This window comes from Rubellimicrobium sp. CFH 75288 (assembly GCF_009904055.1).
Classification (GTDB): domain Bacteria; phylum Pseudomonadota; class Alphaproteobacteria; order Rhodobacterales; family Rhodobacteraceae; genus Rubellimicrobium.
Genome location: NZ_WYDP01000003.1, coordinates 315,708 through 334,186, shown reverse-complemented (window position 1 = coordinate 334,186; position 18,479 = coordinate 315,708). Strand labels below are relative to the sequence as shown.

Sequence of the window (18,479 nt, the reverse complement as noted above, 5' to 3'; positions counted from 1 at the left end):
GGCTAGATGTCAAGTACGAACTGAGGTCGCCGCCATGTCCGTCCTGTCCCGTCCCGAGTTTCACGACGAAGAAGCCGCGCTGGCTTATGTCGAAGGGCTGCTCTGGCCGCAGGGCCCGGTCTGCCCCAAGTGCGGCACGGTGGACGAGGCGACGAAGCTCAAGGGCAAGTCCACCCGCCCCGGCACCTATAAGTGCCGTGCCTGCCGCAAGCCGTTCACGGTCAAGGTGGGCACGATCTTCGAGGCCAGTCACGTCCCGATGACGCTCTGGGTTCAGGCCATCTACCTGATGTGCTCCTCCAAGAAGGGCATCAGCAGCAATCAGCTTCACCGGACGCTGGGCGTCACGCTCAAGACCGCATGGTTCATGTCCCATCGCATCCGCGAGGCCATGCGCTCCGGCGATCTGGCGCCCTTCGGCGGCAACGGCGGCGCCGTCGAGGTAGATGAGACGTTCATCGGCCGCGAGCCGGGCCGCGAGGTGAAGCGCGCCTATCATCACAAGATGAAGGTGCTGAGCCTCGTGGACCGCGAGACGAAGCAGGCCCGTTCCGTGGTGGTGGACGACCTCAAGCCCGCCACGCTGGTGCCGATCCTGCGCGAGAACATCGCCCGCGAGGCGCATCTGATGACCGACGAAGCTCGCCATTACCTCCGCGTCGGCCGCGAGTTCGCAGCGCACGGCATCGTAGAGCATGGCGTGGGCGAGTATGCGCGCGGCACCGACCACACCAACACGGTCGAGGGCTACTTCTCCATCTTCAAGCGCGGCATGAAGGGCACCTACCAGCACTGCGCCAAGAAGCACCTGCACCGCTACCTTGCGGAGTTCGACTTCCGGTACAACAACCGCGTGGCGAATGGTGTCGTGGACGGTGAGCGGACGGCGCGCGCGTTGCTAGGCGTGATCGGGAAGCGGCTGACCTACGCGCAATAGTGCGCAACCGCTGCATTGCCCGCAGCGGAATCGCCCGCTTCAACCGAAGCTGGTACGCAGCTCAGGCTCGATTATCTTGAACCGTGGGAGTTGGCGGTCAAACCCCTGCGAAGGTGACGGTTCGCCGTCGCGTCTGCCAAAGCCCAATAACGAAAGGGGGCGGTTCCCCGCCCCCTCCTGCTGGCCCGGTGGGTCAGGTGGTTTCGGTGTAAGGATCGACTTCGATCCTGAACGCCTTCTTGCCGAACCACTTGGCCCAAATCTTGCGACCATCCTTGGTCGTGATCCAGGGCCGGTAGATGACGACCTTGGCGTCGTCGTGCTTGGTGACCATTAGGGTTCTCCTTGATGGTCATGTACCCGCACTCTCAGGAAGCTTTTCCAGGGCATCACCTGAGGGTGCGGGGCCTGCTGAGGGTCTACGTCATTGCAGCACCCCCGAGGTTCGAAGATGGACAACAGCGCCATCATCGGAACGGCGCTGGATGAGGCGGTACACGTTGCCGTCGTACTGGACGACGCCATCATTCTTGAGCCGGCTGAGTACGCTCGAAACCGATCCGCGTTCGATGGCCTTGCCCTCCGTCGCCGCCATGTCCACAGCGATAGCGGCGTTCAGACCCGAGTCGCCAGTCCGCTCGAGCAACTCCAGGACGGTTGTCTTGATGTTGAACCGACGCGCCCGCACCTTGCTGGCCTCCGCCGGTGGCTTTCCGCTTTCTTCCCGCATCATGTCCAGAAGAAGAGCCTCCTGCGCCCGGGCCTTTTCCATTTCTCGGCCGATACGGTCGATCTCCCTGCGGACAATGTCGAGACGGCTTTGAAGGGCCTTCATGTTCTTGGTCTCTCTCGCCATTTCCTCTCCTTGGTCGCTGGTGACCCCGGCGGGGTTCGAACCCGCACACCCTGCGAAGGTTTCGGTTTTAAAGACCGCTGCGTCTGCCAGTTCCGCCACGGGGCCTCTTGCTCGGGGCTGCGCCATTGCCGCCCCAAAGAAATCCTAGGCGGAGCGGTCGGTTACCGTCAAGGACCGCTGCGATGCAATATTCGCATCAAGTCGATAAGGGAAAATATCGAGGTTTCACAATGATTAAGAAGGATATTGATGCCGCAGAAGCGCAACGTAGGCGCTTTGAGGCCGCAGCGCGTGCGGTGGGCGCCGACGAATCGTCTGATTCGCTTGATCGCGCGATGGGCAAGCTGAACCTGCGGACGAAGCTAACCCCGGCGCTGGAGCCAAAGAAGCCCCAGGACAAGTGAGCCGCCGCTCGGCCGCACAAGGGGCTTGACCTACCTATGGACGGCGGTACGGCAAGTATAATGTCGCCTAACCCTTTCTCAATGATTCTGTGCGAGTGTCAGGACCATCGCCACCCGCACAGGGAGAATCGCCCGCTCAGAACGCCCCGATCCGGCCATACAGGTCCGGCCGCCGGTCGCGGAACAGACCCCACGACCGCCGCAGCTCGGCCGCCGCATCCATGTCCAGCGTGGCGAGGACGATCTCCTCGCTCTCGCGGCCGCCCTTTGCGACGATTCGGCCCGTCGCGTCCGCCACGAAGGAGGACCCGTAGAACGTCACCGTCCGCCCCCCCTGGATCTCGGTCCCCACCCGGTTCGAGGCGACCAGCGGCATCAGGTTCGCGCCTGCATGGCCGCGCATCACCGTCTCCCAATGGGGCTGGCTGTCCCAATCCGGCGCCTCGGGCTCGCTCCCGATCGCCGACGGATAGAGCAGGATCTCCGCCCCCATCAGCGCCATGACGCGCGCCGATTCGGGGAACCACTGGTCCCAGCAGATGCCGACGCCGATCCGCCCCGCGGCCGTGTCCCAGACCCGGAAGCCCGTGTCGCCGGGCGAGAAGAAGAACTTCTCCTCGTAGCCGGGCCCCTGCGGGATATGCGCCTTGCGATAGGTGCCCAGCACGCGCCCGTCCGCATCCGCCACCGCGACCGAGTTGAAGCGCGCCTGCCCGGCTTCCTCGAAGAAGGGAATGGGAAGCACCACGCCCAGCTCGCCGGCCAGCGCGGCAAACCGCGCGATCAGCGGGTTGCCCTCGAAGGGTCGGGCGGTCGCCAGATGCGCGGGGTCCTCGGTGATGCAGAAGTAGCGGCTCTCGAACAGTTCCTGCAGCAGGATCAGCCGCGCGCCCGCCCCAGCCGCCTTCCGCACCAGCCGCTCGGCGGTGTCCAGGTTCCCGGCCGGGTCCGCCGCAGCGGCGAACTGGATCGCCGCCACCGTGAGATCAGGCATCCAGGAAACCCTCCAGCACGTTGACCGTGTTCACGCCGACCTGCTCGATCGCATAGCCGCCCTCCATCAGGAACACGGTCGGCAGCCCCATCCGCCCGATCCGCCGCCCCGCATCCGTGAAATCGGGCGAGTCGAGCCGGAAGAAGCTGATCGGATCGTCCTTGTAGGCGTCCACGCCCAGCGAGACGACCAGCGCCTCGGCTCCGAAGTCGCGGATGCGCGCGATCAGGTCGTCGAGCGCCGCCGACCACGGCCCGTACCCCGTCCCCGGCGGCAGCGGCACGTTGAGGGTGCACCCCTCGCCCTCGCCCTCCCCTGTCTCGTCGGCAAAGCCCGCGAAATAGGGATACGAGTCGAGCGGGTCCCCGTGGATCGAGGCAAAGAGCACGTCGCCGCGGCGCCAGAAGATGTCCTGCGTCCCGTTGCCGTGGTGAAAGTCGATGTCGAGCACCGCCACCCGCGCGGCCCCGTCCAGCCGGAACATCTCGGCCGCCACGGCCGCGTTGTTGAGAAAGCAGTAGCCCCCGTACTGGTCCGAGGTGGCATGGTGCCCCGGCGGACGGCAGAGGCCGAAGGCCGCCCGCGCGCCGCCCGCCACCGCCCGCTGCGCCGCCTGCGCCGAGGCGAGCGAGGACAGCGCCGCGCGCCACGTCCCCTGCGTGATCGCTGTCTCGCTGGCATGGCAGTAGTATTCCACCTTGCCGTCGATGTTTCGGGGGATGCGGTCGTGGCGCTGCCGGCGCGTGGGCATGCCCGCGGCAATCACCTCGCCCTTCATGCCGGCCGCCTTCCACTCGTCCCAGGCGGTCTCGAGGAACCGCAGGAACCCCTCGTCGAGAATGCGCCGCGCCGGCTTCAGGTCCGCCCCGGGCGGCGCCACGATGTCGCCCAGCCCGCGCTCCTTCAGGCGCGACAGGACGAACTCGACCCGCGAGGGGCGCTCGTAGGGCGTCACGAACTGTCCCCCCGACAGCTCCGCCTGCGGGAAGTGGTAACGGTGATCCTCGCTGAAGAACGTCTGCATGGAACCTCCCTCGTCGTGTCCAGCCTGCCCTGTCCGGTGCGGACGCGAAAGACCTCAGGCGCCGCTGCCGCGCCAGGGACCGATCACCACGATCCCGGTCGGAGGCGGAGCGGCCGGATCGCGCCCGTCGAGGATCGTCTCGTAGCGTGCCGCGACCGCGTCCATGTCCGCGGCGATCGCTTCCGCGTGGGCCAGAAAGGCGGCATGCATGGCCTCCATCCCCTCGACGTCCCGCCAGAGCGCCGGACGCTCGAAACAGTCGAACGTCTCGCAGAGGAAGCGTCTCAGCACCCGGCGCAGTGCCACCTTGCCGCGGCCGGAGCAGCCCGCGCGCTGCGCCATGACGGCGCACCGTACCTCCTCGGGCGGGGCCAAGGACGCCCAGACATGGGCGACGGCCGCAAACAACCCCGCCTCACCATGGTAGTCGGCGAGTGCCCGCAGGAAGCCGAGCCGCCCCTCCCGCAGATGCAGCGGAAAGGCGTGGAGGGGCGGCGGGACCGGCTCCTCCTCCTCGGGATCGGCCTCGTCCACGATCTGCCCCGCGGGGCTGTCAGCCGACCAGTTCGATCCCGGCGAAGAAGAAGGCGATCTCCTCCCGGGCCGTTTCGGGCGCGTCCGAGCCGTGGACGCTGTTCTCACCCACCGACTCCGCGAATTCGGCGCGGATCGTGCCGGGGGCGGCATCCTTGGGATTGGTCGCCCCCATCACCTCGCGGTTCTTCAGCACCGCGTTCTCGCCCTCGAGCACCTGCACCACCACGGGGCCCGAGGCCATGAAGGCCGTCAGTTCGCCGAAGAAGGGCCGGTCCTTGTGGACGGCATAGAACTGCTCGGCCTGCGCCTGCGTGAGGCGGATGCGCTTCTGCGCGATGATGCGCAGACCGGCCTCCTCGAACTTGGCGTTGATCCGGCCGGTCAGATTGCGGCGCGTCGCGTCGGGCTTGATGATGGAAAGCGTGCGTTCCGTGGCCATGCTTGCGTCCCCTGCGGCCGAGGCCCCGTGCCCCGGCGCTTGCGCGGCGCGCCTAACATGCGGAATGCGCCGGGGAAAGCCTCAGGTCGGGTCGCGGGGCCATTGCTGCGCGCCGAGCACCGGAGGCAGCCACGGCTCGCGCCGGACGGTCCAGATCTCGTGATCGGGCACCAGATCGTTGGGCGGATCGTCGAGCGCCCCGAGATTGATCTGCGCCACCTCCGGCGACAGATGCGCAACCCGTCCGCCGCAGCAGGGGCAGAAGCTGCGACCTGCATGGCTGCGCAGCTCGCCCGTCAGGCGGAGCGCCGCCCGCGGCCAGTCCGCGAAGTGCAGCGCGAGCCCGCCCGATGCCTTGCGGCAATCCTCGCAGTGGCAGAGCCCCACCCGCATCGGCTCGCCGCGCAGTTCGAACCGCACCGCACCGCACAGACAGCCTCCGAAGCGGACGCGCAGGGCCAGCGCGCCGCCGCCGGGTTCGGGCATGCGTCCGACGGGTCCACCCGCGCCGTCCGCGAGGGTCGGCTCGGCCCCCGTCCAAGCTCCGCCGGTCACCAGGGTGGCGCTGCCGCCGCGCAGGACCCGGGGTCCATCCGTCCGGCGGCGCCAGGCGCCCCGATAGGCCTTCATGCCGATCTCTCCCATGCGGTAGGCATCGCCGGGCAAACCCCCGGACGATCCGGCCGGTTCCCGCGGGACCGGTCACGATTGACGCGGCGGCCCTGTTGGGGCAGGCCGGCGCCATGCTCCGGATCGAGTCCATCTCCGCCTCGGTGGCGGGCCGACCCCTGTTCGAGAACGCCTCGGCCACGATCCCTGCGGGCCACAAGGTGGGGCTGGTGGGGCGCAACGGATCGGGCAAGACCACGCTGTTCCGCCTGATCCGGGGCGAGCTGCCGCTCGAGGCGGGCCGGATCGAGGTGCCGCGCGGCGCCCGCATCGGCGGCGTGGCCCAGGAGGTGCCGGGCTCGGAGACCTCGCTGCTCGACACCGTCCTCGCCGCCGACACCGAGCGCGCGGCCCTTCTGGCCGAGCGCACCGACGACCCCGTCCGCATCGCCGAGATCCAGGCCCGCCTGCAGGACATCGGCGCCTGGTCGGCCGAGGCGCGCGCCGCCTCCATCCTGCGCGGCCTCGGCTTTTCCGACGAGGAGACGCGCCTCCCGTGCTCGGCCTTCTCGGGCGGTTGGCGGATGCGCGTCGCGCTGGCCGCCGTCCTGTTCGCCCAGCCCGACCTCCTGCTCCTCGACGAGCCGACCAACTACCTCGACCTCGAGGGGGCGCTCTGGCTCGAGGGCTACATCGCGCGCTATCCCCACACAGTCGTCATCATCAGCCACGACCGCGACCTCCTGAACCGGTCGGTGACCGGCATCCTCCACCTGTCCGAGCGGCGGCTCGAATACTGGACCGGCGGCTACGACGCCTTTGCCCGCGCCCGTGCCGCGCGCCGCGCCCTCCTCCAGGCCGAAAAGGCCCGGCAGGACGCCGCCCGCGCCCATCTCCAGAGCTTCGTGGACCGCTTCCGCTACAAGGCGTCCAAGGCCCGGCAGGCGCAGTCCCGCCTCAAGATGATCGAGCGGATGGAGACGATCCGCCTGCCCGAGGACGCCGCCCGCACCGTCTTCACCTTTCCCGAACCCGAGGAAATGGCGCCCCCCCTCTGGGTGGCCGAGGGCGCGGCCGTGGGCTATGGCGGTCCGCCCGTCCTGTCGCGGCTCGACCTGCGGATCGACCCGGACGACCGCATCGCCCTTCTGGGCCGCAACGGCGAGGGCAAGTCCACGCTGGCCAAGCTGATCGCCGGGCGCCTGTCGCCCCAATCGGGCCGGCTGATCCACTCGCCCCGGCTGCGGACGGGCTATTTCGCCCAGCATCAGGTGGACGAGCTCGACCTCGCCGACACGCCGCTCGACCACCTCCGCCGCCGCCTGCCGGACGAGGCGCCCGCGCGGCTGCGCGCGCGGCTGGCGGGCTTCGGCCTTCTGGCCGCGCAGGCCGAGACGGCGGTGGGCCGCCTCTCGGGCGGGCAGAAGGCGCGCCTGTCGCTCCTGCTCGCGACGCTCGACGCGCCGCACCTGCTGATTCTCGACGAGCCGACCAACCACCTCGACATCGAGAGCCGCGAGGCGCTGATCGAGGCTCTGGCCGCCTACCGGGGCGCGGTGGTGCTGGTCAGCCACGACATGCACCTGCTCTCGCTGGTGGCCGACCGGCTGTGGCTGGTCAGGGGCGGGCGCGTGCGCCCCTTCGACGACGACCTCGAGGCCTATCGCGCCCTGCTGCTGGCGGCCGAGCCCGCGGCGCCCGCGACCTCCTCCCGCCCCGCGCCGCCCCGGCCTGTGCGCCCCTCGCGCGACGCCATCCTCGCCCTGCGGGCCGAAGTGCGTCGCTGCGAGGAGCGCGTGGCCAAGATCGAGGCGATGCGCGACACGCTGGCCGCCCGGCTCGCCGATCCGGCTCTCTACGAGGACGGCCGCGTGGCCGACCTCGAAGCCATGAACCGCAAGTATGCCGAGATCCTCGAAGCCCTCGCCCGCGCCGAGACCCTCTGGGCCGAGGCGCAGACGCGCCTCGACGAGGCCGAGGCCGCCTAGAGATAGCGGTTGACGAGGTTCTCGAGACGCTCCTGCCGCCCCGACCGCGGCCGGGGATCGATCCCCTCGCGCACCACCCGCGCGGCCAGCGTCTCGAGGTCCGACTCGAGGATCGCCCCCTCGCGCTCCCAGTCCGCGTAGCGTTCGGCGCGCCGCCGCTCCAGCTCGCCGTCCTCGAGCATCCGGGCGGCAGCCTTCAGACCGGCCGCGCAGACATCCATCGCCCCCGCATGGGCGAGGACCAGATCCTCCGGGTCGAGGCTCTGGCGCCGCAGCTTGGCGTCGAAGTTGGTGCCCCCCGTGGTGAAGCCGCCCGCCTTGAGAATCTCGTAATAGGCCAGCATCACCTCGGGCACGTTGTTGGGGAACTGGTCCGTGTCCCAGCCCGACTGATAGTCGTTGCGGTTCATGTCGATCGAGCCGAGCAGGCCCAGCGACGCCGCCATCGCCAGCTCGTGCTCGAAGCTGTGGCCGGCCAGGATGGCGTGGCCCTGCTCGATGTTCATCTTGACCTCGCCCTCGAGGCCGAAGTCCTTGAGGAAGCCATAGACCGTCGCCACGTCGAAATCGTACTGGTGCTTGGTCGGCTCCTGCGGCTTGGGCTCGATCAGGATGGTGCCGTCGAAGCCGATCTTCTTGGCGTAGTCCACCACCATGCACAGGAAGCGGCCCGCCTGCTGCCGCTCGCGCTTCAGGTCCGTGTTGAGCAGCGTCTCGTAACCTTCGCGCCCGCCCCACAGGACGTAGTTCTGCCCGCCCAGCTTCTTGGTGTCGTCGAGGCAGGCCTTCACCGTGGCGGCGGCATAGAGGAACACCTCCGGGTCGGGGTTCGTGGCGCTGCCGGCCATCCAGCGGCGGTGCGAGAACATGTTGGCGGTGCCCCAGAGGAGGCGCACCCCCGTCTCCTCCTGCTTCTGGCCCAGATAGTCGGTGATCTCCGTCAGGCGGTCGCGGCTCTCGGAAAAGGTCGCGCCCTCGGGCCGCAGGTCGAGGTCGTGCCAGGCGTAGAAGGGCACGCCCAGGATGGTGAACAGTTCGAAGGCCGCGTCGGCCTTGAGACGGGCATGGTCCATCGTGTCTCCGAACCACGGCCGCTCGAAGGTGCGCCCGCCGAAGGGGTCCCCCCCCTCCCAGGCGAAGGAATGCCACCACGTCACGGAAAAGCGCAGATGGTCGCGCAGCGTCCGGCCCATCACCACCTCGTCCGGGTCGTAGTGGCGAAAGGCGAACTCGTTGGTGGTGTCCGGCCCCTCGTAGCGGAGCGGCGCGATCCCCTTGAAGAAGTCGGTCATCGTGATCCCTTCCGGTCAGGCGCGCCCCCTGAGCGCGCGGTAGGCGTCGCGAAACCGCGCCTGCGCCTCGGCGAAGGCGGGCGACAGGGCCGGGTCGGGCTCGACCACACGCTCGATCCGCGGCGGCGTCGCGATCTCGGCCCCCGCCCCCGTCGCGGCCATGATCCCCAGCCGCGCTGCCCCGAAGGCGCCGCCGAAATCGCCCGCCTCGGGCACCTCGACCGGCATGCCGATCGCCGTCGCAATGGCCCGCAGCCAGTAGTCCGACCGCGATCCCCCGCCCACCGCGATCAGCCGGTCGAACCGGGTCCCCGTGCCCCGCAGCGCGTCGAAGCAGTCGCGCACGGCGAAGGTCACCCCCTCCAGCACCGCGCGCGTCAGCGCCGCGCGGTCGCTCGCATGGTCGAGATGCAGCAGATGCCCCCGCACGGTCGCGTCGTTGTGGGGCGTCCGCTCGCCGCCCAGATAGGGCAAAAACAGCGTCCGCCCTGGCGCGCGCAGCTCCCCCAGACCACCCGTCAGCGCCGCCGGCGCCTCGCCCACCAGCCGCGCATACCAGTTGAGCGCGTCCGTCGCGGCCAGGATCACGCCCATCTGGTGCCAGGTGTCGGGCAGCGCGTGGCAGAAGGTGTGCACCGCGCTGGCCGCGTCGGGCCGGTAGGCGTCCGAGGCCGCGAACAGCACCCCCGACGTGCCGAGCGAGACAAAGGCATCCCCCGCCCGCACGACGCCCACCCCCACGGCCGAGGCCGCGTTGTCGCCCCCGCCACCCGCGACGACGACCCCCTCGGGCAGGCCCCAGCGCCGGGCAAGCTCCCCCCGCAAGGTCCCCGAGGGCTCCGAGCCCTCCACGAGCCGCGGCATGTGCTCGCGCCCCAGCCCCGTCGCGGCCAGCAGATCGTCGTCCCAGTCCCGCCGCCCGACATCGAGCCACGAGGTGCCGGCCGCGTCCGACATCTCGGCCACCGCCTCGCCCGTGAGCCACAGGCGCAGGAAGTCCTTGGGCAGCAGCACCAGGGCCGCGCGCGCGACGGCGTCGGGCTCGTGCGTGCGCAGCCAGGCCAGCTTGGGCGCCGTGAAGCCCGGAAAGACGATGTTGCCGGTCCGCTCGCGAAAGCGCGGATCGGCGTCGAGCGCGGCCGCCTCGCGGTGACTGCGCGTGTCGTTCCACAGGATGCAGGGCCGGATCGCGCGTCCCTCGCGATCGACCAGCGTCGCCCCGTGCATCTGCCCCGACAGCCCGATCCCGCGCAGCCCCGCGGCCTTCGGCGCCAGCGCCTCCAGCACGGTCTCGGCGGCCGCGATCCAGTCGGCCGGGTCCTGCTCGGACCAGCCGTCCCGCGGGCGCGAGACCGACAGCGGCGCGGACGCCTCCGCCGCGATCCGCCCCTCGCCGTCGAGCAGGACTCCCTTCAGCCCCGAGGTCCCCAGATCGAGGCCCAGATACATCACGCCGCCTCCCGTCGCGGATTCTTCCCGAGGATGATCATGCTCAGGATGTCGTCCTCCGTCACGTCCTCGACGCGCTCGGTGCCCACGAGGCGACCGTTCTTCATCACCGACACGCGGTCGCACAATTCCATCATCTCGCGGGTGTCGTGGCTGATCAGGAAGATGCCCAGACCTTGCGCCTTCAGCTCCTTGATCAGGTCGGCGACCATGCGGGTCTCGTGGACGCCCAGCGCGGCGGTGGGCTCGTCCATGATCAGGATGCGGGCGTTGAAATAGACTGCCCTCGCGATGGCGACCGACTGGCGCTGCCCGCCCGACAGGGCGGCGACCGGCACCGCGAACTTGCGGAAGTTGGGGTTGAGCCGCGCCATGATCCGCCGCGTCTCGGCCTCCATCCGCGCGTCGTCCAGGAATCCCAACCGGTCGCGCAGCTCGCGCCCCAGGAACAGGTTCGAGGCCGCGTCGAGATTGTCCGCGAGCGCGAGCGTCTGGTAGATCGTCTCGATCCCCGCCGCCCGCGCGTCCCGGGGCGAGCGGATCTCGACCGGCTCGCCGTTGATGCGGATCTCTCCCGAATCGGCGCGGTAGGCGCCCGACAGGATCTTGATGAGCGTGGACTTGCCCGCCCCGTTATGGCCCAGCAGGCCCACCACCTCGCCCGGCCACAGGTCGATCGAGACCCCGTCCACCGCCTGCACGCCGCCGAACGCGATGCGGATGTCGCGCATCTCGACCAGAGGGGTTCCCGTGCGAAGGGGTTCGGTCATGGTCGGCTCCCCAGGCGGCGGCGATACACGCTGTCGATGAACACGGCCGCCACCAGGACCAGGCCCACGACGATGTTCTGGAACGGCGCGTCCACGCCGACCATCGCCATCCCCGATTGCAGCGACTGCATGATGAGCGCGCCCAGGATCGCGCCCCAGATCGTTCCCACGCCGCCGGCCAGCGCCGTGCCCCCGATCACGGCGGCGGCGATCACGCGCAGCTCGTCCAGGGTGCCGAGGTCGTTGGTGTGGTTGGTCAGCCGCGCCTGCGCCACCACGGCCGAGATGGCGCAGAGGGCGCCCATCAGCGCGAACACCTTGACGGTCAGCGCGCGGGTGTTGATCCCCGACAGGGCCGCCGCCTCGGGGTTGCCCCCGGTGGCGAAGATGTAGCGGCCGAAGCGCGTGCGGCGCGCGATCACGGTCATCACCACCGCGACCCCGATCAGGATCAGGACGGAGAACGGGATGCCGAACCCTTCCGTGTAGCCCTCGGGCATGATCTCGCCCCGCAGCTCGAAGGTTCGCCTCAGCCGTGCCTCCGGCACCTGATAGGCGTTGAGCACGGCCACGAATCCGAGGATCGCCGCCGCCAGCAGCGCGATCAGCAGCCCTTCCGCCCAGAGCGGCTTGACCGCGAAGCCGTGCGCCCGCTTGGACCGCCGTGCCGCCATGAGCGCCCAGGCGGCGGCGGCCACGGCGATCAGGCCCGCCACCCAGCTCAGCCCCTCGCCCAGCGTGCCGTTCGTGCCTCCCAGGAGCAGGATCGCAGGGTCGAGGTTCCCGATCGTCTGCCCGCCCGTCAGGTACCAGGCGATGTTGCGCCACACGAGGAGCCCGCCCAGCGTGACGATGAAGGAGGGGATGCCCTGATACCCCACGAGCCAGCCGTGCAGCGCCCCGATCCCCGTCCCCGCGGCCAGGCCCACAAGGATCGTCAGCGGCGCGACCAGCGGATGCCCGAAGCCCAGCCCCAGCATCTGCGGCAGCCACTGGGTCTGCGTCATCGCCATCACGGCCGAGCACACGCCGAGCAGCGATCCCACCGAGAGGTCGATGTTGCGGGTGACGATGATGAAGACCATCCCGGTCGCCATGATGGCGACGCTCACCGTCTGGATGGCCAGGTTGAAGACGTTGCGTGGGGTGAGGAACCGCCCGTCCGTGACCAGATGGAAGCCCAGCGCGATCAGGACGAGTGCGGCGATCATGCCGACCAGCCGCAGGTCCAGTTCCATCTGCTCGAGAAGCGCCCGGCGGGGCGCGGCCGGCGGGGCGGAGGCGGTATCGGCCATGGCCGGTCTCTCCGGAAGGTGGCGCCGAGGCCGCGGCCCCGGCGCGCGTCAGGGGTCCGCGATCAGTTGCAGGGAGGCGGGCCGCCCTGCACACCCTGGCACAGGGCTTCCTGCGTGATCCAGCCGGCCTCCACCACGACGTTCAGGTTGTCGCGCGTGATCGGCACGGGCTCGAGCAGGATGGCCGTCATCTCCGTGCCGGCCGGAGAGGTCCAGGTCTGCGCCCCCTCCACCTCGGCCATCGCGGTGCCCTGCGCCAGCGCCACGGCGATCTCGCCCGCCGCGCGGCCCAGCTCGCGCGCGTCCTTCCAGACGCTGACCGTCTGCGTGCCCATGGCGATGCGGTTCAGCGCCGCATGATCGCCGTCCTGACCCGAGACGGGGATGCCGTCCATCCCCTGCGCGGCCAGCGCGGCAACCACGCCGCCCGCGGTGCCGTCGTTGGACGCCACGACCGCGTCCACCTGGTTGTCCTGCGCGGTCAGGATCTGCTCCATGTTGCGCTGGGCGTTGGCGGGCAGCCAGCCGTCCGTATAGGCCTCGCCCACGATCGTGATGGCGCCCGAGTCGATCGCCTCCTGCATCACCTCGCCTTGGCCGGCGCGCAGGAAGTCCGCGTTGGGATCGGTGGGAGAGCCCTTGATCATCACGTAATTGCCCTCGGGCGCGGCCTCCAGCACGGCGCGCGCCTGCATCCGTCCCACCTCCACATTGTCGAAGGTCAGGTAGAACACCCGCGGGTCCTCGATCAGGCGGTCATAGGCGATCACCGGGATGCCCTCGTCCGCGGCCAGGTCGATGGCAGGGCGGATCGCCTCGTTGTCCTGCGCCAGGATGATGAGCGCATCCACACCCTGCGCGATCAGCGCCTCCACGTCCGACAGCTGCTTGGAGGACGAGCTCTGCGCGTCCGCCGAGACGTATTCGGCACCGGCCGCCTCCAGCGCCGCGCGGATCGCCGCCTCGTCCGTCCGCCAGCGTTCCTCCTGGAAGTTGGACCAGCTGACGCCGACGGTGAGCCCGTCCTCCTGCGCCACGGCGGCCCCGCCGAAGGCCACCGTCGCGGCGACGGCAGCCAGAATGGCTCTGCGCATGTGATTCCTCCCTGGATCTCGCACGCCCCGCCTTCGGGCGAGGTCGCCCTGAGAGTGCCATATTAATTTCCCTTGTCAAAGGAAAAGAAAGCGCGCGGTGCCCCGCGACAGAAGATTTCCCTGTTCGCGCGCCCCAAAAAGGGGCACACTCGAAATAGCGGCTGAGATATGTCGGGAAATCCTTCGTGGGCTGAACGATGACCGAGGCGGAACTGCTGGGCGATGTGCCGATCAGGCCGGGCTCCGGGGCCGATGCGCCTCCGGGTTGCGGCCCGCTCGCGCCGCCCTCCCCCCGCAACCCCAAACCGCTGCGCCAATCCGTCTTCGAGCATGTCCGCGCCCAGGGCCGTGCCGCTCGGGCCGACATCGCGCGCGCCCTTTCGGTATCGGCCGCCTCGGTGACTGCGCTCACCGCCGAGCTCATCGCGCTGGGCCTCCTGCGCGAGGTGGGCGGCGCGCCGCTGGAGGGGCGCGAAGCGGGCCGGGGACGTCCGCCCGTCGCGCTCGAGATCGTGCCTGAGGGGCGTCACGTCGCCGGGATCAAGCTCGCCGAGGAGCGCCATTCCGCCGCGCTAGCCGACTTCGGGGGTCGCATCCTCGCCGATGCGATCCGGCCCACCGCACCGGGGCGCCGCTCGCTGGCGGAGGCGGTGGACGAGGTGGCGGCGCTGGTGGCCGCGCTGCGCGAGCGCGCGCCGCACGCACCGCCTCAGGCCGTGGGCATCGGATTGTCCGGCCTCGTGGACCACGCCACGGGAGAGGTTGCCTGGTCCCCCCTTCTGGAAGGTTCGGCGCTGCCCTTCCGGGCAGCCTGCGAGGACCGGCTGGGCCTGCCCGTCCATATCGACAACGACGCGCATGTTCTCACCCTGGCCGAATTGTGGTTCGGTGCCGGCCGCGCGATCTCGGACTTCGCCGTGGTGACGATCGAGCACGGCGTCGGCATGGGTCTCGTGCTCGACGGACGGCTGTTCCGCGGCACAAGGGGCATGGGGCTGGAACTGGGCCATACCAAGGTCGCGCTCGACGGCGCGCTCTGCCGTTGCGGCCGGCGCGGCTGTCTCGAGGCCTATCTGGCCGATTATGCGCTGGTGCGCGAGGCCTCCACCGCGCTCGGCCGCTCGCTGCGGGCGCCGCAGACGCCCCAGGCCGTTCTCGAGACCCTGTATGCCGAAGCCAAGCGCGGGCACGAGGCCGCCCGCGCGATCTTTGCCCGGGCAGGCCGGTATCTCGCGCTCGGGCTCTCCAACGTGGTGCAGGTGTTCGATCCAGCTCTCGTGATCCTGTCGGGCGAACGGATGCGCTACGACTTCCTCTATGCCGAGGAGGTGATGGCCGAGATGCGCGCGCTCGCCCTGCCCTCGGGACGCGAGCCCGCGCGGGTGGAGGTCCATGCCTGGGGCGATCTGGTCTGGGCGCAGGGCGCCGTGGCCCTCGCCCTCGGCGCCGTTACGGACGAGACGCTCGGCCGCGCGCCCTGAGGCCCGGCCCATGCCGCTTGCCCGCCGGGGCGCGGCGCCTATGATCGCCCCATGGGGCCGGGACGGACGTTCGACGAGATGTGGGGCCACGGCCTCGTGCAGCGCCAGTCGCAGGGCGACGAGGGCGGCCCGCTCCCGCCCCTCTCGCAGGCCCAGACCCTCTACGAAGGCACGCGCGCGCCCTATGCCGATTTCGACGCCTGGCTGCGCGAGGAGGAGCCCGCCCGCCTGCGTCGCAAGCAGCACGAGGCCGAGGCCGTGTTCCGGCTGACCGGCATCACCTTCAACGTCTATGGCCGCGCCGAGGCCGAGGAGCGGCTCATCCCCTTCGACATCATCCCGCGCATCCTGTCGGCGCGCGAATGGGCCCGCCTCGCCCGCGGGATCGAGCAGCGCGTGCGCGCGCTCAACGCCTTTCTCCACGACATCTACCACCGGCAGGAGATCGTCCGCGCCGGCCGCCTGCCGCAGGCCATGGTCGCGCCCAACCGCGCCTTCCTGCCCCAGATGATCGGGATGGAACCCCCGGGCGGCGTCTATACCCATGTGGTGGGCATCGACCTTGTGCGGACGGGCGAGGACGAGTTCTTCGTGCTCGAGGACAACGCCCGCACTCCGTCAGGCGTCAGCTACATGCTCGAGAACCGCGAAACCATGCTCCAGATGTTCCCGGAGCTGTTCGCGCGCAACCGCGTCCGTCCCGTCTCCAACTACCCCGCCGCGCTGCGCCGTTCGCTGGCCGCCTGCGCCCCCCCCTGCGCCGAGGGCGAGCCCGTCGTCGCCGTGCTCACGCCGGGCCTCTACAACTCGGCCTATTACGAGCACTCGTTTCTCGCCGACAAGATGGGTGTGGAGCTGGTCGAGGGACAGGACCTCCGCGTGGTGGACGGCCGCCTCGCCATGCGCACCACGCGCGGCTACCGCCCCATCGACGTGCTCTACCGCCGCGTGGACGACGACTTCCTCGACCCGATGACCTTCCGCCCCGACAGCGCGCTGGGCGTGCCGGGCCTGTTCGACATCTACCGCGCCGGCCGCGTCACGATCGCCAACGCGCCCGGCACCGGGATCGCCGACGACAAGGCCATCTATTCCTACATGCCCGAGATCGTCGAGTTCTACACCGGCGAGAAGCCCATCCTGCCCAACGTGCCCACCTGGCGCTGCCACGAGCCCGAGGCGCTGGCCCATGTCCTCGCCCACCTGTCCGAACTGGTCGTCAAGGAGGTCCACGGATCGGGCGGCTACGGCATGCTGATCGGCCCCACCGCCTCCCGCCGCGAGATCGCGGCCTTCCGCGAGAAGCTCCGGGCCAATCCCGGCAACTACATCGCCCAGCCCACGCTCGCGCTCTCCACCGTGCCGGTGCTCACGCGGGCGGGCCTCGCGCCGCGGCACGTGGACCTGCGCCCCTATGTGCTCGTCTCGCCCGAGGGGGTGACGATCACGCCCGGCGGGCTCACGCGCGTGGCGCTCAGGAAGGGCAGCCTCGTCGTCAATTCCTCGCAGGGCGGCGGGACCAAGGACACCTGGGTGCTGGAGGAGTGATGCTCGGCAAGACCGCGGGCGGCCTCTACTGGATGTTCCGCTACCTCGAGCGGTGCGAGAACACCGCCCGTCTCGCCGCGGCCGGCCAGCGCATCGCGCTCACCCGCAGCCATGCCGACGACGAGTGGGCCTCCGTGCTGGAGACGACGGGCTCGCTCGCGAGCTACCGCGCCCGGCACGACGCGGTGCGGCGCGAGACCGCGATCGACTGGCTGCTCTGCGACCGCTCCAACCCGTCCTCGGCGCTCTCCTGCATCGAGATGGCGCGATCCAACGCCCGCATGGTGCGCACCGCGCTCACGCGGGAGGTGTGGGAGAGCGTGAACGAAAGCTGGATGGTCCTGCGCGAGGCGCTGTCGCGCCGCGTGACCGAGCGCGACCTGCCCGAGGCGACCGCCCTGATCCGCGCCCGGTCGCACCAGGTGCGGGGGGCCTTCGCGGGGACGATGCTGCGCAACGACATCCACGACTTCGCCCGCATCGGCACCTTCATCGAGCGCGCCGACAGCACCGCGCGGCTGCTCGACGTCAAGTATTACGTGCTGCTGCCCTCCGCCCATGCCGTCGGCTCCTCGCTCGACAACGTGCAGTGGGAATCGATCCTGCGCTCGGTCTCCGCCGAGGGCGCCTACCGCATGACGTGGGGACAGGAGGTGCGCCCGCGCCTGATCGCGCGCTTCCTCATCCTCGACCGCCGGATGCCCCGGTCGCTCGCCTTCGCCATGGGCAAGGTGGCCGAGAACCTCGGCTACCTCGCGCTCGACTACGGCGACCGCCCCCCCTCCCACGACCTCGTGGACGCGCTGCGCACGGCGCGGCTCGACCGCGACATCGACGACATCTTCGCCTCGGGCCTTCACGAATACATCCAGGACTTCCTGCGCGACCTCGCCGCCATCGGCACGCAGATCGAGACGGATTACCGCTTCCATGCCTGAGACGCTTCGCCTGCGGGTGCGCCACGTCACCACCTACGACTATTCCGAGCCGCTCGCCTGGGGCCTGCTGCGGCTGCGGCTGCGGCCCAAGCCGCACCGGCTCCAGCGGATCCTGTCCTGGGACCTCCGGCTCGAAGGCGCGCGGATCGAGGTCTCGTGGGAGGACCACCACCGCAACGCCGTGGACCTCGTCAGCGCCGAGCGCGGCGCCACGCGGCTGTCGGCTACCTGCGAGGGAGAGGTGGAGGTGACGGATGCGGCCGGGGTGCTGGGCCCGCATGGCGGCTTCGCGCCCCTCTGGCTGTTCGAGCGCCAGACTCCTCTGACCGCGGCCGGCCCGCAATGCCGCCGCCTCCTCGCCCGGCTTCGCGGCGAGGCGGACCTGCTCCTGCGGCTGCACGACCTCAAGAACGCGGTCGCCGATGCGGTCCGCTGGAGTCCGGGGGTCTCGGGCGTGGGCTGGACCGCCGAGGACGCCTTGGCCGAGGGTCGCGGCGTCTGCCAGGATCAGGCCCATGTCTTTGTCGCCTGCGCCCGCGCGATGGGCGTGCCGGCGCGCTACGTCTCGGGCTATCTGCTCATGCCCGACCGTGACGTGCAGGAGGCCAGCCACGCCTGGGCCGAGGCCTGGCTGCCCGATCTCGGCTGGGTGGGCTTCGACCCGGCCAACCGCATCTCGCCCGATGCGCGCTATGTCCGTCTGGCAACGGGACTCGACTATGCCGAGGCCGCTCCGGTATCGGGGACGCGCCATGCGGCGGGCGAGGAGCGCCTGTCGGTTCATGTCGAGGTGCAGGCCCAGTGAAGGCCGGACAACCGGGGAA

The 18,479-nt window shown here is 70.2% G+C and carries 19 protein-coding genes; 7 read left to right on the top strand and 12 right to left on the bottom strand.

Features of this window, described 5'->3' with window-relative positions; all coding sequences use genetic code 11:
- The first annotated feature begins 34 nt into the window (after positions 1-34).
- A complete protein-coding gene (locus tag GT358_RS04910; protein ID WP_166581461.1) occupies positions 35-937 on the top strand; it encodes an IS1595 family transposase in 903 nt (300 codons plus the stop codon).
- Positions 938-1,130: 193 nt separating this feature from the next.
- Here the strand turns inward: GT358_RS04910 and GT358_RS04905 are convergent, their stop codons facing one another.
- A complete protein-coding gene (locus GT358_RS04905; protein WP_166581460.1) occupies positions 1,131-1,271 on the bottom strand; it encodes a hypothetical protein in 141 nt (46 codons plus the stop codon).
- Positions 1,272-1,361: 90 nt separating this feature from the next.
- Positions 1,362-1,892 (bottom strand): hypothetical protein, encoded by a 531-nt coding sequence (locus GT358_RS04900; RefSeq protein WP_166581459.1) that lies wholly within the window; start codon positions 1,890-1,892, stop codon positions 1,362-1,364.
- Positions 1,893-1,975: 83 nt separating this feature from the next.
- On the opposite strand from GT358_RS04900, the gene GT358_RS04895 reads away from it, so the two are divergent.
- Positions 1,976-2,197: a hypothetical protein gene (locus GT358_RS04895; RefSeq protein ID WP_166581458.1), complete on the top strand. Its 222-nt coding sequence runs from the start codon at positions 1,976-1,978 to the stop codon at positions 2,195-2,197.
- A gap of 136 nt (positions 2,198-2,333) precedes the next feature.
- Here the strand turns inward: GT358_RS04895 and aguB are convergent, their stop codons facing one another.
- The 5 genes from aguB to GT358_RS04870 all read right to left on the bottom strand — a co-directional run bounded on the left by aguB (position 2,334) and on the right by GT358_RS04870 (position 5,821).
- Positions 2,334-3,191, bottom strand: a complete 858-nt coding sequence (gene aguB, locus GT358_RS04890) for an N-carbamoylputrescine amidase (protein WP_166581457.1) — start codon at positions 3,189-3,191, stop codon at positions 2,334-2,336.
- Positions 3,184-4,215 (bottom strand): histone deacetylase family protein, encoded by a 1,032-nt coding sequence (locus GT358_RS04885; RefSeq protein WP_166581456.1) that lies wholly within the window; start codon positions 4,213-4,215, stop codon positions 3,184-3,186. Before GT358_RS04885 ends, aguB begins: the two co-directional genes overlap by 8 nt.
- A gap of 54 nt (positions 4,216-4,269) precedes the next feature.
- A complete protein-coding gene (locus GT358_RS04880; protein ID WP_166581455.1) occupies positions 4,270-4,749 on the bottom strand; it encodes a hypothetical protein in 480 nt (159 codons plus the stop codon).
- 19 nt (positions 4,750-4,768) lie between these two features.
- Positions 4,769-5,191 (bottom strand): nucleoside-diphosphate kinase, encoded by a 423-nt coding sequence (ndk, locus tag GT358_RS04875; protein ID WP_166581454.1) that lies wholly within the window; start codon positions 5,189-5,191, stop codon positions 4,769-4,771.
- An 81-nt stretch (positions 5,192-5,272) separates the two neighbouring features.
- A complete protein-coding gene (locus GT358_RS04870) occupies positions 5,273-5,821 on the bottom strand; it encodes a GFA family protein (protein WP_243730704.1) in 549 nt (182 codons plus the stop codon).
- 113 nt (positions 5,822-5,934) lie between these two features.
- Between GT358_RS04870 and GT358_RS04865 the strand changes: the two genes are divergently transcribed.
- A complete protein-coding gene (locus GT358_RS04865; protein WP_166581453.1) occupies positions 5,935-7,788 on the top strand; it encodes an ABC-F family ATP-binding cassette domain-containing protein in 1,854 nt (617 codons plus the stop codon).
- Here the strand turns inward: GT358_RS04865 and xylA are convergent.
- The 5 genes from xylA to xylF form a co-directional block, all read right to left on the bottom strand.
- Positions 7,785-9,080, bottom strand: a complete 1,296-nt coding sequence (gene xylA / locus GT358_RS04860; protein ID WP_166581452.1) for a xylose isomerase — start codon at positions 9,078-9,080, stop codon at positions 7,785-7,787. The genes GT358_RS04865 and xylA overlap by 4 nt on opposite strands.
- A 15-nt stretch (positions 9,081-9,095) precedes the next feature.
- On the bottom strand, positions 9,096-10,529 hold the full coding sequence (gene xylB, locus GT358_RS04855; protein ID WP_166581621.1) for a xylulokinase: 1,434 nt from the start codon (positions 10,527-10,529) through the stop codon (positions 9,096-9,098).
- Entirely contained in the window at positions 10,529-11,299 is a 771-nt protein-coding gene (locus GT358_RS04850) for an ATP-binding cassette domain-containing protein (RefSeq protein WP_166581451.1), read from the bottom strand. The genes xylB and GT358_RS04850 overlap by 1 nt, the downstream gene beginning before the upstream one ends.
- Complete coding sequence (locus GT358_RS04845) at positions 11,296-12,594, bottom strand: sugar ABC transporter permease (RefSeq protein WP_166581450.1); 1,299 nt, start codon at positions 12,592-12,594, stop codon at positions 11,296-11,298. Before GT358_RS04845 ends, GT358_RS04850 begins: the two co-directional genes overlap by 4 nt.
- Positions 12,595-12,656: 62 nt before the next feature.
- Positions 12,657-13,688, bottom strand: coding sequence for a D-xylose ABC transporter substrate-binding protein (gene xylF / locus GT358_RS04840; protein WP_166581449.1), 1,032 nt, complete (start codon positions 13,686-13,688; stop codon positions 12,657-12,659).
- Positions 13,689-13,885: 197 nt separating this feature from the next.
- On the opposite strand from xylF, the gene GT358_RS04835 reads away from it, so the two are divergent.
- Genes GT358_RS04835 through GT358_RS04820 form a run of 4 tightly spaced genes read left to right on the top strand, consistent with a single transcriptional unit; the run spans position 13,886 to position 18,460 of the window.
- Positions 13,886-15,169 (top strand): ROK family protein, encoded by a 1,284-nt coding sequence (locus tag GT358_RS04835; RefSeq protein ID WP_166581448.1) that lies wholly within the window; start codon positions 13,886-13,888, stop codon positions 15,167-15,169.
- A gap of 51 nt (positions 15,170-15,220) precedes the next feature.
- Complete coding sequence (locus tag GT358_RS04830; protein ID WP_208103325.1) at positions 15,221-16,717, top strand: circularly permuted type 2 ATP-grasp protein; 1,497 nt, start codon at positions 15,221-15,223, stop codon at positions 16,715-16,717.
- Positions 16,717-17,655: an alpha-E domain-containing protein gene (locus tag GT358_RS04825; protein WP_166581447.1), complete on the top strand. Its 939-nt coding sequence runs from the start codon at positions 16,717-16,719 to the stop codon at positions 17,653-17,655. The genes GT358_RS04830 and GT358_RS04825 overlap by 1 nt, the downstream gene beginning before the upstream one ends.
- Complete coding sequence (locus tag GT358_RS04820; protein ID WP_166581446.1) at positions 17,648-18,460, top strand: transglutaminase family protein; 813 nt, start codon at positions 17,648-17,650, stop codon at positions 18,458-18,460. Before GT358_RS04825 ends, GT358_RS04820 begins: the two co-directional genes overlap by 8 nt.
- Positions 18,461-18,479 lie beyond the last annotated feature (19 nt).

Bases quoted from the DNA above. Each gene is read 5' to 3' on its own strand.
- GT358_RS04870 (WP_243730704.1), bottom strand. From the start codon at position 5,821: ATGAAGGCCTATCGGGGCGCCTGGCGCCGCCGGACGGATGGACCCCGG.
- GT358_RS04885 (WP_166581456.1), bottom strand. From the start codon at position 4,215: ATGCAGACGTTCTTCAGCGAGGATCACCGTTACCACTTCCCGCAGGCG.
- aguB (WP_166581457.1), bottom strand. From the start codon at position 3,191: ATGCCTGATCTCACGGTGGCGGCGATCCAGTTCGCCGCTGCGGCGGAC.
- xylF (WP_166581449.1), bottom strand. From the start codon at position 13,688: ATGCGCAGAGCCATTCTGGCTGCCGTCGCCGCGACGGTGGCCTTCGGC.
- GT358_RS04820 (WP_166581446.1), top strand. From the start codon at position 17,648: ATGCCTGAGACGCTTCGCCTGCGGGTGCGCCACGTCACCACCTACGAC.
- GT358_RS04905 (WP_166581460.1), bottom strand. From the start codon at position 1,271: ATGGTCACCAAGCACGACGACGCCAAGGTCGTCATCTACCGGCCCTGG.
- GT358_RS04865 (WP_166581453.1), top strand. From the start codon at position 5,935: ATGCTCCGGATCGAGTCCATCTCCGCCTCGGTGGCGGGCCGACCCCTG.
- GT358_RS04825 (WP_166581447.1), top strand. From the start codon at position 16,717: ATGCTCGGCAAGACCGCGGGCGGCCTCTACTGGATGTTCCGCTACCTC.
- GT358_RS04845 (WP_166581450.1), bottom strand. From the start codon at position 12,594: ATGGCCGATACCGCCTCCGCCCCGCCGGCCGCGCCCCGCCGGGCGCTT.
- GT358_RS04835 (WP_166581448.1), top strand. From the start codon at position 13,886: ATGACCGAGGCGGAACTGCTGGGCGATGTGCCGATCAGGCCGGGCTCC.
- GT358_RS04830 (WP_208103325.1), top strand. From the start codon at position 15,221: ATGGGGCCGGGACGGACGTTCGACGAGATGTGGGGCCACGGCCTCGTG.
- xylA (WP_166581452.1), bottom strand. From the start codon at position 9,080: ATGACCGACTTCTTCAAGGGGATCGCGCCGCTCCGCTACGAGGGGCCG.
- xylB (WP_166581621.1), bottom strand. From the start codon at position 10,529: ATGTATCTGGGCCTCGATCTGGGGACCTCGGGGCTGAAGGGAGTCCTG.
- GT358_RS04850 (WP_166581451.1), bottom strand. From the start codon at position 11,299: ATGACCGAACCCCTTCGCACGGGAACCCCTCTGGTCGAGATGCGCGAC.
- GT358_RS04895 (WP_166581458.1), top strand. From the start codon at position 1,976: ATGCAATATTCGCATCAAGTCGATAAGGGAAAATATCGAGGTTTCACA.
- ndk (WP_166581454.1), bottom strand. From the start codon at position 5,191: ATGGCCACGGAACGCACGCTTTCCATCATCAAGCCCGACGCGACGCGC.
- GT358_RS04910 (WP_166581461.1), top strand. From the start codon at position 35: ATGTCCGTCCTGTCCCGTCCCGAGTTTCACGACGAAGAAGCCGCGCTG.